12 protein-coding genes are annotated in these 15189 nt (G+C 44.1%); all 12 read right to left on the reverse strand.

What is annotated here, in order from left to right:
* Positions 1-8: 8 nt before the first annotated feature.
* On the reverse strand, positions 9-3647 hold the full coding sequence (locus NQZ91_01985; GenBank protein ID UUM58163.1) for a MucBP domain-containing protein: 3639 nt from the start codon (positions 3645-3647) through the stop codon (positions 9-11).
* A 187-nt stretch (positions 3648-3834) separates the two neighbouring features.
* Positions 3835-4794, reverse strand: coding sequence for an ROK family glucokinase (locus NQZ91_01990; GenBank protein UUM58164.1), 960 nt, complete (start codon positions 4792-4794; stop codon positions 3835-3837).
* A gap of 84 nt (positions 4795-4878) precedes the next feature.
* Complete coding sequence (locus NQZ91_01995; GenBank protein UUM58165.1) at positions 4879-5214, reverse strand: hypothetical protein; 336 nt, start codon at positions 5212-5214, stop codon at positions 4879-4881.
* 1 nt (position 5215) lies between these two features.
* Entirely contained in the window at positions 5216-7084 is a 1869-nt protein-coding gene (locus NQZ91_02000) for an ABC-F family ATP-binding cassette domain-containing protein (GenBank protein ID UUM58166.1), read from the reverse strand.
* Entirely contained in the window at positions 7077-8288 is a 1212-nt protein-coding gene (locus NQZ91_02005; GenBank protein ID UUM58167.1) for a CCA tRNA nucleotidyltransferase, read from the reverse strand. The genes NQZ91_02000 and NQZ91_02005 overlap by 8 nt, the downstream gene beginning before the upstream one ends.
* The gene (gene dapB, locus NQZ91_02010) at positions 8285-9052 is read right to left on the reverse strand and encodes a 4-hydroxy-tetrahydrodipicolinate reductase (GenBank protein UUM58168.1); all 768 of its coding nucleotides are present in this window, start codon (positions 9050-9052) and stop codon (positions 8285-8287) included. Before dapB ends, NQZ91_02005 begins: the two co-directional genes overlap by 4 nt.
* A gap of 8 nt (positions 9053-9060) precedes the next feature.
* Complete coding sequence (locus tag NQZ91_02015; protein UUM58169.1) at positions 9061-9912, reverse strand: DegV family protein; 852 nt, start codon at positions 9910-9912, stop codon at positions 9061-9063.
* Complete coding sequence (locus tag NQZ91_02020; GenBank protein ID UUM58170.1) at positions 9913-10287, reverse strand: DUF1149 family protein; 375 nt, start codon at positions 10285-10287, stop codon at positions 9913-9915.
* A 93-nt stretch (positions 10288-10380) separates the two neighbouring features.
* Entirely contained in the window at positions 10381-12336 is a 1956-nt protein-coding gene (locus tag NQZ91_02025) for a fructose-specific PTS transporter subunit EIIC (GenBank protein ID UUM58171.1), read from the reverse strand.
* The gene (gene pfkB, locus NQZ91_02030) at positions 12333-13244 is read right to left on the reverse strand and encodes a 1-phosphofructokinase (GenBank protein UUM58172.1); all 912 of its coding nucleotides are present in this window, start codon (positions 13242-13244) and stop codon (positions 12333-12335) included. The genes NQZ91_02025 and pfkB overlap by 4 nt, the downstream gene beginning before the upstream one ends.
* Complete coding sequence (locus tag NQZ91_02035; protein UUM58173.1) at positions 13241-13984, reverse strand: DeoR/GlpR family DNA-binding transcription regulator; 744 nt, start codon at positions 13982-13984, stop codon at positions 13241-13243. Before NQZ91_02035 ends, pfkB begins: the two co-directional genes overlap by 4 nt.
* Before the next feature lie 109 nt (positions 13985-14093).
* Positions 14094-15155 (reverse strand): aminotransferase class I/II-fold pyridoxal phosphate-dependent enzyme, encoded by a 1062-nt coding sequence (locus NQZ91_02040; GenBank protein ID UUM58174.1) that lies wholly within the window; start codon positions 15153-15155, stop codon positions 14094-14096.
* Positions 15156-15189 lie beyond the last annotated feature (34 nt).

Below are 15189 nucleotides of genomic sequence, written 5' to 3' on the forward strand. Positions count from 1 at the left end.
TATTCTCCCTAAGGGTTAATAGATGCTGCCAGGGTTGTCTGTGAAAAGTAGATATTTATCGAATCTGACTGCGGTGTCACAGAGAGACTAACCCGTTTGTAATAGTAAGTTACAACGGTTACGCCTTCCTCAACTGTCCCAGTTTCAGCTGTATCAACCCTGGTGAATTCATACGGTACAGGGTTTTCTTCAAGATCAACTGGTTTGGTATAAACATAGTGCTGGACATAATAGACTTGACCATTAGCAATCTCTAGCTCAGGAGTAACAACACCTTCTTGCGTCACTATGTTAGGGATAAGAAGGGCTTTTTGCCCAGTTGAGCTTAAATCCATTGTGACAGCTTCGGATTCAACTAGTTGGGAAGTTGTAGTATCAAAGCCTCTCTCTTTTGCATAGCGGTCGCTTAGGAATTTACCATCCAACTGAGGATCGGTCAGCGGAATATACACATCCAAGGTTTCTGCCGCAACTGTTGCTTTTCCGTTTACAATTGGACTTGTTTGACCTGTCAGGGTATTAAAAGCTTCTAACGGCGCAACCCTCATAGTAGCAATCCGTGAGTTGTTTAAATCCCTATCTGCAGTCGTATCGTATTTAAGATTTGTTGGTTCTGTGGTCACCTTGGTATCTATTATGTTGCCTTTGTAGTCCTTTGTTGTGGTGGTTGTTTCGATTGCTACAACCCCTTCAGCAACAGTTGAACCTGTCAAAATTTCTTGACCAGTACTTTCATCTACATAGCGTGTTATGACCTTACCATGAATCTCTCGCTGGCTCTCTTCCACGGTATTGGCAGGTTTGACGGATTCTACAGGCAGAACCTCTGGTTCAATGTGTTGGACAATTGGTTTCACTTCTACAGCTTTTGGCTTGTAATAGTAGGTGATGGTCTTAACGTCTTGATTGCTGCTTCCGATTTCTTGCCCATCTACACGACTGAATTCATACTTTGCTTCTGGTACAAGTGCCCTTGAAGGTCTTGTATAGGAATATCTATAATCTGTATAATCTCTTGTCCCATATATGGTTGTGTTGTTGCCACTGCCAATTTCTTCAATTTTTTGAGAAGCTTCATCAAATCCTTCTTTACGGACATAATCGAGAGTTTCAGCCACGTTGTCAGGATCACCTGGGTTGGTTGGTGAATAGATACGCACGCGGCTGGTCAATTGATCTAGCAGACCTTGGGCAGCATTATTTTCTACCTGGCCAGTTTGCTGGGTCTCAGGGTTGATCCAATCTGTCGCACTCGTCCGCTTTTTAGCAATATCCACTTCTTTGACAATCTTATCAGCTTCTGTGCTGTATTCAAAGCTAGTTGGACTGCTCGAAGTCTGGGAATCTACTGTATTACCGAGAGCATCCTTGGTCACTGTCGTCGTCTCAAGGGCAATAACCCCTTCTTTTACAATGGATTCTGGAACAATTTCCTGACCTGTCACTTCATCAATATAGCGAGTTACTACTTTCCCCTTAATTTCGCGTGTAAACTCTTCAGTCGTATTTGGTACTTTACGATAAATGTAAGTGATATTGGTTTCTCCTGGCAAGACCTTACCTGATACCTCTCCAGTGACAGTAGCAAATTCGTACAATGCCCCCTCAAATTCAATACGATCTGGTCTTAGATTAGTAGCATCATAGCTTGCATTGGTTTCACGCTTGGTTTCTACAATATTTGAAACCCCATCAGTAATAGTTTCAGTACGTTCGGTCAAGCTTACAATGGTATTGACCAAAACTTTTGAAGGTGAAAGAACCTTACCTGTCTCATCCTCAAAGTGTACATTTACTGTACCAGTTTCAAAAAGGGGTTCGAGTTCTTGACGAGTTACGACAGGTTGAGTCACTTTGCGGTAAACATAGGTAATTTCCGTCTCACCTGCCACAACTTTGCCTGTTTCGGTACCCTCGACAGATATATATTCATAGGTTGCACCATTGTATTCCAAGCTAGTTGCCTTAACAGAGGCTGCGTTGTACCTAGCATCGCTAACTACTTTGTTTTCTGTAATTTCTTCAACACCGTCAGTGGTTACTTTGGTACGGAAGGTTGTCGAAATAATGGCATTGACCAATTCTTTAGAATCTGCAAGTTTATTGCCAGCCTCATCGACATAATGAACTGTGACCTTACCTGTTTCTTGGATTGGATCAAGCTCTTCACGAGTTACGATAGGTTGAGTCACTTTGCGGTAAACATAGGTAACTACCGTCTCACCTGCCACAACTTTGCCTGCTTCGGTACCCTTGACAGATACATATTCATAGGTTGCACCATTGTATTCCAAGCTAGTCGCTTTAACTGAGGCTGCGTTGTACCTAGCATTGCTAACTACTTTATTTTCTTTAATTTCCTCAACACCGTCAGTGATTACTTTGGTACGGAAGGTTGTCGAAATGATGGCATTTACCAATTCTTTAGAATCTGCAAGTTTATTGCCAGCCTCATCGACATAATGAACTGTTACCTTACCAGTTTCTTGGATTGGATCAAGCTCTTCACGAGTTACGACAGGTTGAGTCACTTTTCGGTAAACATAGGTAACTTCTGTCTCGCCTGCCACAACTTTGCCTGTTTCGCTACCCTTAACAGATACATACTCATAGCTTGCCCCATTAAACAAAATAGTATTGACTTTAAGTGCAGAAGTATCATAGTCAACCTCAGTAGGTACAGTGTTTTCTATGACTTTTTCTACACCATTGATTGTTACTTTAGTACGATAAGTGGTGGAAACAACTGCATTTACTAGCTCTTGGGAATTAGCTATTGTATTCCCCTCCTCATCAACATAGTGAACAGTTACTTTACCTTTAGTCTCCTGTGACTCAGATAACAAATCTGCTGAGGTTAGAATATTCGGGCTTGTAGGTGTTTCTGCAGGTACAGATGCAATTTCTGGATAATATCCGACGTATTCCCAGCAAGTATCTGTTGCTGGTGTATAAGTAAAGTGAGAATTAAGTTGAAGGGTTACATTTTCAACCAAGTCAAGGAATGTTCTAGAATTTGCAAGAACTGGACTAGAAACTCCTACCCCTCCTCCTGCAACTAATAGTGCAATCGCAACATGTTTACCAGTTTTACGGTTCTTAAACAATAAGTATCCGCCAAAAGTTAGCAAACCTAACCCTGCTACTGCAATGGTTTTGGATCCGACTAAGCCTGTTTTTGGTAGATTAGATTTCCTAGGTATTCCAGTAACCTTCGAGACAGGTTGATTATTTGGTGTAAGTGGTAAAACAGGAATGTTAGAACCAGGGGTAGGTGGAGTCGTAACGTTCGGTTCAATTGGTTTAGGAGCAATAGGAATAACTTGGCAATCTCCAGTTGATTTATATACAGCAACAAAACCAGTAATCCATTCAAGATTCCCAGTCTCTGGATTGATCCATGATAATTGTTCATCAATCATTCCAGATTTAATGTGTGCCTTCTGTTCTTCCGTTAATTCATTGTAATCGACTCTGCTAATCGTAGCATCTATCGTTCGATTGGTTTGAACTGCTTCAGAAATACCTACTTCATTTGCAGAGACTAAAGATGAGCCGGCGAGTACACCAACTGTACCCAATAGAGCTACGCCAAGTCCTTTTACAGCCTTGTGTTTACGAAAACCATACTTATGATTCTTTTCCATGATTTAACCTCCTAATAATAATTGAATCATGATAGCGCTTACATATCATTATATCATAGTATATCAATAATTGCAAATAATAAATGTATAAACAATCGATTCTTCACCTTCTTCAATCATTTAGCTCTATTGAATTTTTGAAAGGAGTAATATAAAAAAAAAGCAGAGATACCCCTGCTTTCCAAATTTATTTCAAAACGAGTGACGCTGCACCGATAACCCCGGCATCATTGCCAAGTGTTGCAAGAGCCAACTTAGTTGATTCCTTAATCGGTGGGAAGACTGTCACTTCAAAGACCTTGCGAACACCGTCCAAGAGGAAATCGCCTGCAGCTGATACACCACCACCGATGACAATGTAGGCTGGGTTTAGCGTCGCTGCAATGTTGGAGCAAGCTGTTCCTAGATAGCGAGCAAAGTTGCGGTAGACAATCTGAGCTAGGTCATCACCTGTTTTTGCTAAGTCAAAGACATCCTTAGCTGTCACATCTTGACCATCATCAATGAGTTTCTTCAACTCAGAATCACCAGCATACTGGGCTGCATAACGGCGAGTCAAATTGACAATACCTGTCGCTGAGGCAACTGTCTCCAGGCAACCTGGCTTACCACATGTGCACATGATAGGGTCTTCAAAATCAACCGTCAAATGGCCAAGTTCGCCACCTGCACCGCGTGATCCGCGAATCAGATTTCCAGCAGCAACAACACCACCACCGACACCAGTTCCCAGCGTCATGAAGACCACGTCAGGATTATTCTCGCCGGCACCGACCCACTGCTCACCCAGAGCTGCTACGTTGGCATCATTGTCAATAAAGAAAGGCAAACCAAGTGCGGTCTCAAACTGTTCACGGACCAGCTGCAAGGTCTTCCAGTTGAGGTTATAGGCACCAATCACAGTACCAGCTTTGCTATCGACTACGCCAGGAGAACCCATACCAATTCCCAAGAAATCATCCTTGGTCAGATTGTGGCTCACAAAATGATCTTTGATACTCTCGATAATATCCGGAACGATATGGCAGCCCTCATCCAAAATGTTGGTCTTGATGGACCATTTTTCCTGGATTTCGCCAGCAGTCGTTAAAATAGCCAATTTGACAGATGTACCGCCAAGGTCAATACCGATAATTTTCTTTGACATAATCATTACCTCACTTCATTTTCTCTATTATACCACAATGCAAACCTTTTCGCAAAGCCCTTTCAAACAACTTGTACGGACAATTTATCTAAAAAGATAAAGCAGAACTAGAAATTGAATATGGAGAACAAAGCGCCCAACACTCAGCAACATAGCAGCTATAAAATTAGTTCCTTCCTTGGTCCCATTGAAGAGAAAAAGCGTAGAAATAAAGGTAAAACCAAGGGCAAAACCAATCATCTGGAAAGCATGGTAGCTTTGACTGTAAAAATAAAGGGTTACTGCCAGCACAAGCATTGCCAAAAATGTCAAACTCAGGCGCAGCAGGTTCATCTTTTTGGTTTTCAGAAAGCTATAAAGGGCTGAAACCAATGTGACCAGTAGGTAAAGGGCCATGTAGCCTATGATAAGAGTTTTCATCCTAGCCCTCCATCTCACTCAAATACTCAAAGCGCTCGTACTTCTCCAAGAGCTGCTCATTTTTCTGGTCCAGCTCCTTCTGCAGGTCCGACAATTTGGTAAAATCACTGCCACAGGTCAACATTTCCGCCTCAATGGCTTCGATCCGCTCCTCCAAACCAGCAATCTCATCCTCAATGGTTGCCCACTCCTGCTTCTCAAAATAGGACATCCGCTTCTTGTTCTCTCTGACCTTCTCGATTTTCTCCTTTGGTTTTTCCAAAGAAATAGCAGAGCTGGAAGCCAAAAAGGCCTTTTCATCCAGATAGTCCGTGTAGTTTCCAAAGAAGGTCTGGATACCACCGTCTTCAAAAGCAAGGATTTTATTAGCAACCTTGTCCAAGAAATAACGATCGTGGCTGACGGTGATGACAGGACCAGCAAAACCTTGCAAGAAATGCTCCAAGACTGTCAAAGTCGCTATGTCTAAGTCGTTTGTCGGCTCGTCCAGAAGCAAGACATTAGGCCGTTCCAGAAGGATTTTCAGCAGATAGAGCCGCTTTTTCTCCCCACCCGACAATTTTTCAATCAGTGTACCATGGGTATTACGCGGAAAGAGGAACTGCTCCAAAAGTTCAGCAATAGACACCATGCCCGATGTAGTCTTGGCTTCTTCTGCCACTTCCTGCAAGAAATTGATGACCCGCTTGCTCTCGTCTAATCCACGAATATCTTGAGAAAAATAACCGATACGAACCGTTTCTCCGATGTCTACCTTGCCTGCATCAGCCTGCAAGTCGCCTGCAATCAGATTGAGCAGGGTGGATTTGCCCTTACCATTATCACCGACGATGCCGATACGGTCCTTGTTTTGGATTAGCAGGCTAAAATCCTGTAGAATCGGCTTTCCAGGATAAGAAAAGCTGACCTGCTCAAACTGAATAACCTTTTTACCGATTCGGCTGGTTTCAAAATTGATTTCAAGACTTGAGTCATCAATAGTTTGATGAACCTGGTTCTTGAGGTCATGGAAACGATTGATACGGGCTTGTTGCTTGGTGGCACGAGCCTGGGGCTGTCTCCGCATCCAGGTCAACTCCTGCTTGTAGAGCTGTTCTTTCTTGTGACGGAGAGCTGCATCCCGCTCGTCCTGCTCCGCTTTTAATCGAACATAGTCCTGGTAATTCCCCTGATACTCGGTCAAACCGGCCTTGTCCAATTCAAAGATGCGTGTTGCAATATTGTCCAAGAAATAGCGGTCATGGGTGATAAAGAGGACAGACTTTTTGGTGTTTTTCAAAAAGGTCGTCAACCACTCAATGGTCTCAATATCCAGGTGGTTGGTCGGCTCATCCAAAAGCAGGAGGTCGTCATTGCCCAGAAGAACCTGAGCCAGCTGTACACGGCGACGCAGGCCGCCAGATAAATCCGCCACCTTGCTGGTCACATCCTGTAATCCTAATTTTGACAGAACCGTCTTAACTTGGCTTTCAATTTCCCAAGCATTGAGGGCATCCATCTCTGCCATGACTTTTTCAAGTTGAGCCTGACTCTTATCGTCATAATTTGCCATGAGCTGCTCGTATTGGCGAATAAGCTGGATTTCTCGCAAATCGGATGACAATACCGTGTCCAGAACGGTCTTTCTCTCATCAAAATCAGGCTCCTGGGTCAGATAGGCCATCTGAAAATCATTCTTACTGGTAAAGGGTGAAATATCTCCATCGAAACCAAGCTTGCCTGAAATCACATCCAAGAGCGTTGTTTTCCCAGTGCCATTGACCCCTATAATCCCAATGCGGTCGCCTGGGTGGATGATAAAGGAAATCTTTGAAAAGACGGTCTTGTCGCCGACAGACTTGGTCAAATTTTCAACGATAAAATCACTCATTGCTTAAAAACTCCTTTACAAAATCCATGATGTCCTCTTCTGAGTTGGCCAAATTCCCCTCGACAATCTCATACTCCACTGCATTTAGGACCTGACCCAAGAGAGGACCAGGCTTGACAGCTAGATTCTTCATAATCATGCCACCATTCACAACAATCTCATGTCGTTCATGGATAATCAAGTCCTTATCGAGTTGAGCTATCTCTTCAAAATCAACCGAGAGCCCCTGAGCCTGACGCAGTTTTTCGACCAGTTCAATCAGTGTCCTGCCGTATTCGTAGGCCATCTGCTTGGTCACTGGTCCTGTCTGGCGGTGCTGATAAATTTTCACCAATTGCACGACCGTCCGTTGAAAGTCATTGCTGGTTTTCCATTTTTTGAGGAAGGACTTGATGTTGTCCACTTTCAGACAGACAAAGAGCATGGCCCAGGCCTGTTCAGAAGTTTCAAAGATGAAATCTGCCTGCAAACTAGATAGCATTTTCTCCAATTCCTGCCCTTTTCCAGCCAAATCTGGTAAAAAATCAAAGGCTTTGGAATCAATCATAGCCTGCAGCCCCTTGCGCCAATGGGGTGCCGTCAGCAATTTATCAAATTCGATAAAAATGCGCTCAACAGAGATTTTGTCCAAGAGCGGTGCTGTTGCCTGTATGGCCTTAAATGTTTCTGGTTCAATCTCGAAGTTCAGACTAGCCGCAAATCGAAAACCACGCATGATTCGCAGGGCATCTTCATTAAATCGCTCTGCAGGGATTCCTACCGCTCGCAAACGCTTCTGCTCCAAATCTTCTAGTCCAGAAAACAAGTCGATGACCTGAGCATGTTCATCCAAGGCAAAGGCATTGACTGTAAAATCACGGCGTCTGAGGTCTTCTTCTAGTGAACGGACAAAAGAAACCTGGCTAGGCCGGCGGAAGTCCACGTAATCCTCCTCCGTCCGAAAGGTCGTAATTTCGTACTCCTTATGCCCTTCCAGAACCAAGACCGTTCCATGTTCAATCCCCACATCAATGGTCCGTGGGAAGATTGCTTTGGTCTCCTGCGGATAGCTGGATGTTGCAATGTCCACATCGTGAATGGTTCTTCTCAAAATGGCATCGCGGACCGATCCGCCCACAAAATAGGCCTCAAAACCTGCGGCCTTAATTTTCTCTAAAATCGGCAAAGCCTCCTGAAATTCAGAAGGCAGATGTGTTAATTTCATAGTAAATGTTCCAAACCATATACAAGTTGCTGGCGTTTGACAACCTCTTTGATACCGAGATTGACACCGCTCATGAAGGAGACACGGTCATAAGAATCATGACGAATAGTCAATCCTTCTCCCTGGGCACCGAAAATTACTTCTTGGTGGGCCACCAGACCTGGCAAGCGAACAGAATGAATACGGAATCCATCAAATTCTGCACCACGAGCTCCGGCAATCAACTCTTCTTCATCGGCTGCACCCTGTGGCTGCGCCTGACGGACTTGCGAAATCAACTCGGCAGTCTTAATAGCTGTTCCACTTGGAGCATCCTTTTTCTTGTCATGGTGCAATTCGATGATTTCCAGATTAGGGAAATACTTGGCAGCCTGTGCTGCGAATTGCATGAGCAAGATAGCTCCGATAGCAAAGTTTGGCGCAATCAAGCCACCCAAGCCTTTTTCAGCCGAAAGTGCAGTCAGTTCGTCGATTTCTTTCGGTGTAAATCCAGTCGTTCCAACTACTGGCGCAAAGCCATTCTCCAAAGCAAAGCGTGTGTTTTCATAGGCAAATTTTGGCGTGGTGAAATCCACCCAGACATCAGCATCTAGCTCTGCAACTTCTTCTTTTGTCTTAAAAACTGGCACGCCGTCCACTTCTGTCTCAGTGGCAAATGGGTCTACCAAGGCAGCTAGACTAAGGTCTGCATCTCCCTTGACCATCTCAACCGCTGTTGAGCCCATTTTTCCCTTAAAACCTGCAATAATTACCTTAATTGTCATGTAAACTCCTATTCGATAATGGGCGAAATACCGAAAGCAATGGCCCCTTCACCCAAATGCGTCCCGATAACGGAACCAAATGACACGATTGGCAACTGACTAGTCACACCAGCCTGCTCCAACTGTTCTTTGAAACTATCTGCCTTTTCTGGGCAGTTGGCATGAATAATGGCCAGCTGGTAATTGCCGTCGGATGTTTTTTCTTGAAGAATTTCCAAGAGACGTTTGACAGCCTTTTTCTCCGTCCGAACTTTCTCGTAGACTTCGATTTTCCCTTCAGCCGTAAAATACAAAATCGGCTTGATACTGAGAAGGTTGCCGAGAATGGCTGCTGCGTTGGACAAGCGACCACCCTTGAACAAATGATCCAGGTCGTCCACCATGATAAAGGCAGACGTTTGGGCAATTTGTTGATCCAGTTTGGCACAGATTTCCTCAAAAGACTGACCGGCTGCTGCCCATTTCAATACATTTTCCACCATCATACCCAGTGGAGCTGACGTGATTTTGCTATCTGGAAAGGCGATTGTCAGCCCCTCAAATTCATCTGCCAGATATTGGATATTTTGGTAAAATCCAGAAATCCCTGATGAGAGAAAGAGACCGACTGCATGCGTGTAGCCGTTGGCTTGCAGGGCTGTCAAAATTTCTTCCAACTCCAAGAGACTGGGTTGGCTGGTTTTTGGCAAATCCTCGGAGGCTGCCATCTTTTGATAAAATTCTTCGGCAGTCAGATTTTGTCCTTCGACAAAGGATTCCTCATCAATGGTGACCGGAATAGGCAAAACAAATACATCTTTGTTTACAAGCGTCGTCGGCTGCAAGACGGCCGACGAATCTGTAATAATTGCTAATTTCATTTAGAACTCCAAATTGATACCTGGGGCATCGTAGGCTATTTCAGTAACATCGTAGGTCATGCGTTTCAGCATGTCCAAGAGAGGAGATACCAACTCTTTTTTCTCATCTTCAGTAAATTCGGTTGGTTCATTGATAATGCGACCGTCCACATGGACACCTTGGCTAAAGGCACCAGAAATCACATGATGATTCAAGACAATCATAAAGCGCAAGATAACAACCATGGTTGTCCGCTGTGCTTCTTCGTCCCTATTGACCAATTGAAAATCAACTTTCAAGCCAGTTTTTGGCTCACCATGCTCTTTTTCCCATTCTTTATTGCGAGCATCAAAGTGATACTGGTTGACAAATTCTTTATCGCGTATAATCTCCATTACTAAACTCCTCTAATAACAATAATACTCATATTATACCACAATCCGTATGAAATAGCTAAAAAACCTTGTCCAAAGACAAGGCATTATTTCTTATTTAGCTTGACGAAGAGCTCCGTAAAGAACACCTGACACTACTGCACCAATCAATACATAAAGGAGGTAAAGCAATGGATTTGAAGTCAAGGCGATAACGAAGATACCACCGTGTGGAGCCATCAATTGAATGCCTGACAAACCAACCAAGGCACCTGCAAGAGCAGAACCAGCGATAAAGCTTGGGATTGCACGTGCTGGGTCAGCTGCACCAAATGGAATGGCACCCTCAGTGATGAATGACAGACCCATAACGATGTTTGTCAAACCTGAGTTACGCTCTTCTTGCGTGAACTTGTTCTTGAACAAGAGAGTTGCGACAAAGACTGCCAACGGTGGTACCATACCACCTGCCATAACCGCTGCCATCGCTACAGAACCGCCGTCTGCAACAGTCGCTGCAAGCGTACCGGTACCGAAGACATAAGCTGCCTTGTTGACTGGACCACCCATATCGACTGCCATCATACCACCTAGGACAAGGCCAAGGAGAATAGCAGAGCTACCTTCAAGACCAGCAAGGAAATTATTCATGCCAGTGTTAATTGCAGCCATTGGGATGTTGACAAAGAACATCAAGAAACCAGTGATAGCTGTACCCAAAAGTGGCAAGAGCAAGATAGCATTCAAACCTTGGAGTGATTTTGGCATGTTACGCAAAGCGTTGCGAAGAACAAGTACTACACCACCAGCAAGGAAACCACCGACAAGGGCTCCCAAGAAACCAGATGATACACCAGCAAGGGCAAGGGTTTCTTCACCACCAGCTGCATAAGGGATTTTACCGAAAGCAAGACCGCTGCTAGCAATTGCACCAGCTACGAATCCTGCAACCAAACCTGGTTTTTCAGCAATTGAGTAAGCAATGTAACCTGCAAGGAGTGGCAACATGAAGCCAAAGGCTGCTCCACCAATCTTCATGAACATCGCTGCGATTTCGTTGTATGAACCCAGGCTACCAAGACTGTCGCTTGGTACACCGAGCAAGTTATCAAACAAGAAAGCAAGGGCAATCAAGATACCACCACCGATAACGAATGGCAACATTTGAGACACACCGCTCATCAAGTGTTTGTAGAATGCTTTACCAAGGCTAAGTTTTTCTGAAGATTCCACAGTAGCAGCTCCTTCTGTCGCTGTGTAGGCAGATGCTTTACCATCCAAGATGATGTTAATCAATTCTTCTGCTTGCTTGATACCAGCAGCAACTGGACGAGATACCAATGGCTTACCATTGAAACGAGGCATATCAACAGCCTTATCTGCTGCGATGATTACACCCGCTGCATTCTTGATGTCTTCAGCAGTTAGTTTGTTACCAACACCTGAAGCACCGTTGGTTTCAACCTTGATATCAACACCCATCTCAGCAGCCTGCTTCTTAAGAGCTTCTTCTGCCATGTAAGTGTGGGCGATACCTGTTGTACATGCTGTCACAGCAACGATAAATGGACGGTCACCACTAGGAGCTGCAACCACTTCTTCTACTGCCTTGTCTGCTGCTTCAGCTGTATCGAAGACTGCAATCACTTCTTCAGGATTTGTTGCCGCACGAAGTCTATCAGCAAATCCAGCTTTCATCAAGTATTTAGACAATTCCGCAAGGGCAGCCAAGTGTGTATCGTTAGCACCTTCTGGAGCCGCAATCATGAAGAACAAGTCAGTTGGTTGACCATCAAGACTTGCATAGTCAACACCCTTGTTTGATTTTGCAAAGAGAACAGTCGCTTCTTTTACAGCCGCATTCTTAGCATGTGGCATTGCGATACCATCGCCAAGACCTGTAGTCGTTTGTGCTTCACGGTTCATGATACCTGTTTTGAAAACATCAAAATCAGTTACGTATCCTTTTTCTACCAAGCTAGCAATCATTTCATCGATGACTGCTTCCTTGCTTGTCGCTTGCAAATCAAGCAACATGACATCTTTTCTCAAAACGTCTTGAATTTTCATAGTGTTTCTACCTCAACTTTTTCATAAGTTTCCTTAATAAATTCGATACTTGCCAAATCGTCTGAAAAGGCTGTTGCCGTACCGCAAGCAACTCCCCATTTGAGCGCTTCAATCGGGTCCTGTGAGCGAACGTATTCACCAGTAAATCCTGCCACCATGGAATCTCCAGCTCCGACAGAATTTTTCACCGTCCCCTTGATTGGTTTGGCAAAGTAAGTTGCCGTTGGTGTAACCAACAAGGCTCCGTCCCCTGCCATAGAAATGATCACATTCTGAGCACCCATATCTAAGATTTTCTTAGCATAGGTCTCGATGTCTGCCATGCCATTCAATTCAACATTGAAAATAGCTTCCAATTCATGATTGTTCGGCTTGACCAAGAGTGGTTGGTGAGCAAGTGAGTCCAGAAGTGTCTGGCCTTCAAAGTCACAGACCACTTGCGCTCCTGCTTTTTTCGCCACTGGAATCAGTCTGTTATAGACTTCATTACCAAGGCTAGCAGGTGCTGAACCAGCAAAGACAACTGTGTCATCTTTAGTCAATCCAGCTAAAACCATTTCTAGTTCTGCCAATTGTGTATCAGTCACAATTGGACCTAAACCGTTGATTTCCGTTTCTTGGTCGGCCTTGATTTTCACGTTAATCCGTGTATCTTGGTCAACTTGAACGAAATCGGTATCAATGCCTTCAGCAACCAATCCATCTTTGATGAACTGACCGGTAAAACCTCCTAGAAACCCTGTCGCTGTGTTTGGATAGCCCAATCGCTTCAAGACACGGCTGACATTGATTCCCTTACCGCCGGCATACTTATCGTCACTCTCCATACGATTGACACTGCCCGTTTCGACATGGTCTAAACGAACGATATAGTCAATCGCTGGATTCAGCGTCACTGTAAATATCATACTTCTATTGTCCTCGTTTTTTTTCTTAAACCATCTAACAAGACTGTGTCACGACTTTGGGTGATGAGACTGACTCGCTCGACTCGAGCAACTTTTACAAAAGAATATTGTCCAAACTTGGAAGAATCTACCAGAACAAAGGGTTGCTTGGCATTTTCCAAAACCGTTCGTTTAATGGTTGCCTCTTCCACATCAGGTGTGGTGAGATAGTCCTTATCAACTCCGTTCATTCCCAAAAAGGCCTTGTCAAAATTAAGTTGTCGCAGTTGTTCTAAAGCCACCGCACCAATTGATGCATCGGTCGAACTTTTGACATTTCCACCAATGATAATGGTTTTAATCTGCTTTTCAACCAGTCGAACGGCGTGATGAATGGAGTTTGTCACGACTGTCAGGTTTTCTTGGTCCAGCAAATCAATCAAAAGCCCTGTCGTGGTGCCTGCATCCAGGAAAATCACATCCCCTGAAACAATCTGCTCTGCTGCTTTTTCAGCAACCTGTCGTTTTTCTTGAACGTTTTTGACAGATTTTTCACGTATGCTTTCTTCCAGTTGCAGATTGGCTGGTGCCTCTGCACCACCGTGGACACGACGAAGTTTTCCTGCTGCCTCTAAATCATCCAAATCCCTACGCACCGTTGATTCTGAAGTATTCAAGATGTCGACCAATTCTTCCAGACGGACAAACTGTTCTTCCTTTATCTTCTCAAGAATCACTTGTTTGCGTTCCGATTTGAGCATGTCACCACCTCCTGCAATCGTTTACAAATTCTATTATATACAAAAATATCTCATTGTCAATCATTTTCTATCAAATTCTTTCAAAAAATATCTAAAAACAGCAGGAAATTTAAATTCCTGCCACTTCTTTTATCATTTTCTTCATTGTATCCATTTCTTCTGGTCGTCCAATAGCCATACGAATGTGATTGGCAAGGACGCCTTGGGAATAATATTTGAAATTCCAGTCTTTGGTAAGGGCGAATTCGTACAATTCCTTGCTCCAAGGCGCAGAAAAGGTCACAAAATTCGCTTGGCTAGGTAAAACACGGCAATCAGGAATAGCCTGCAAGAATTCGATAAACGCAGTGCGTATAGATTTCAGCTCTGCTATTTTTTCAATAACCAAATCCCTATGAGCTAAGGCTAGTGTGCCGATTTTCGCCGTGACATTGGACAAACTATAGGGCGGAATAATCTTGTCCAGCTCAACAATCAGTTGCTCCTGAGCTACCGCAAATCCGAGCCGGATGCCAGCTAGTCCGAAGGCCTTGGACAGGGTGCGCAGGACAATCAGATTGTCATACTGGTTGATTTTCTCTACAAAACTACTGCTGTCCGCAAACTCGATATAGGCCTCATCAATAACGACCAGACCATCGAATTGGGCGATAATTTTCTCGACTTGGACTGAATCAAAAGCGACTGAAGAGGGATTGTTAGGATTGGAAAACATGATCATCTTGGCCTTGACTGATTTGGCATAGGCCAGCAAATCATCCGCCTTGAGGACAAAGGTTTGCTTGTCTTGTGGCAGGTCGTAAGAGACAAACCGACTGCCATGTATCTGATTGTAGACCTCGTACATGAAAAAGTCTGGATTGATGGTCAAAAAGACCTCATCGTGCTTGAGGGCGCCGATAACAATCATGTGTACCAGAAAATCCGACCCGACTCCTGCTGTCACTTGTTGGGGCTGGACACCGAGATAATTGGCATAGATTTCAATCAATTCTGCGTAGCGATTGTCACCGTAAAAAGACAATTCCCCCGCTTTCAATTGCTCCAAACTTTCCTCCAACAAAAAAGTCCAGTCAATCAGGCGGTTTTCATTGTCGCCCAGATTGTGAATTGCCTGCCCCGGTAATTTATAGGGTTCTAAATCTTGTAAATCATCTCTAAATACTGTCATGCTTGCTCCTAAATTTGTTTTGGGTTGATTGATT

This window comes from Streptococcus suis (assembly GCA_024583055.1).
Taxonomy (GTDB): domain Bacteria; phylum Bacillota; class Bacilli; order Lactobacillales; family Streptococcaceae; genus Streptococcus; species Streptococcus suis_V.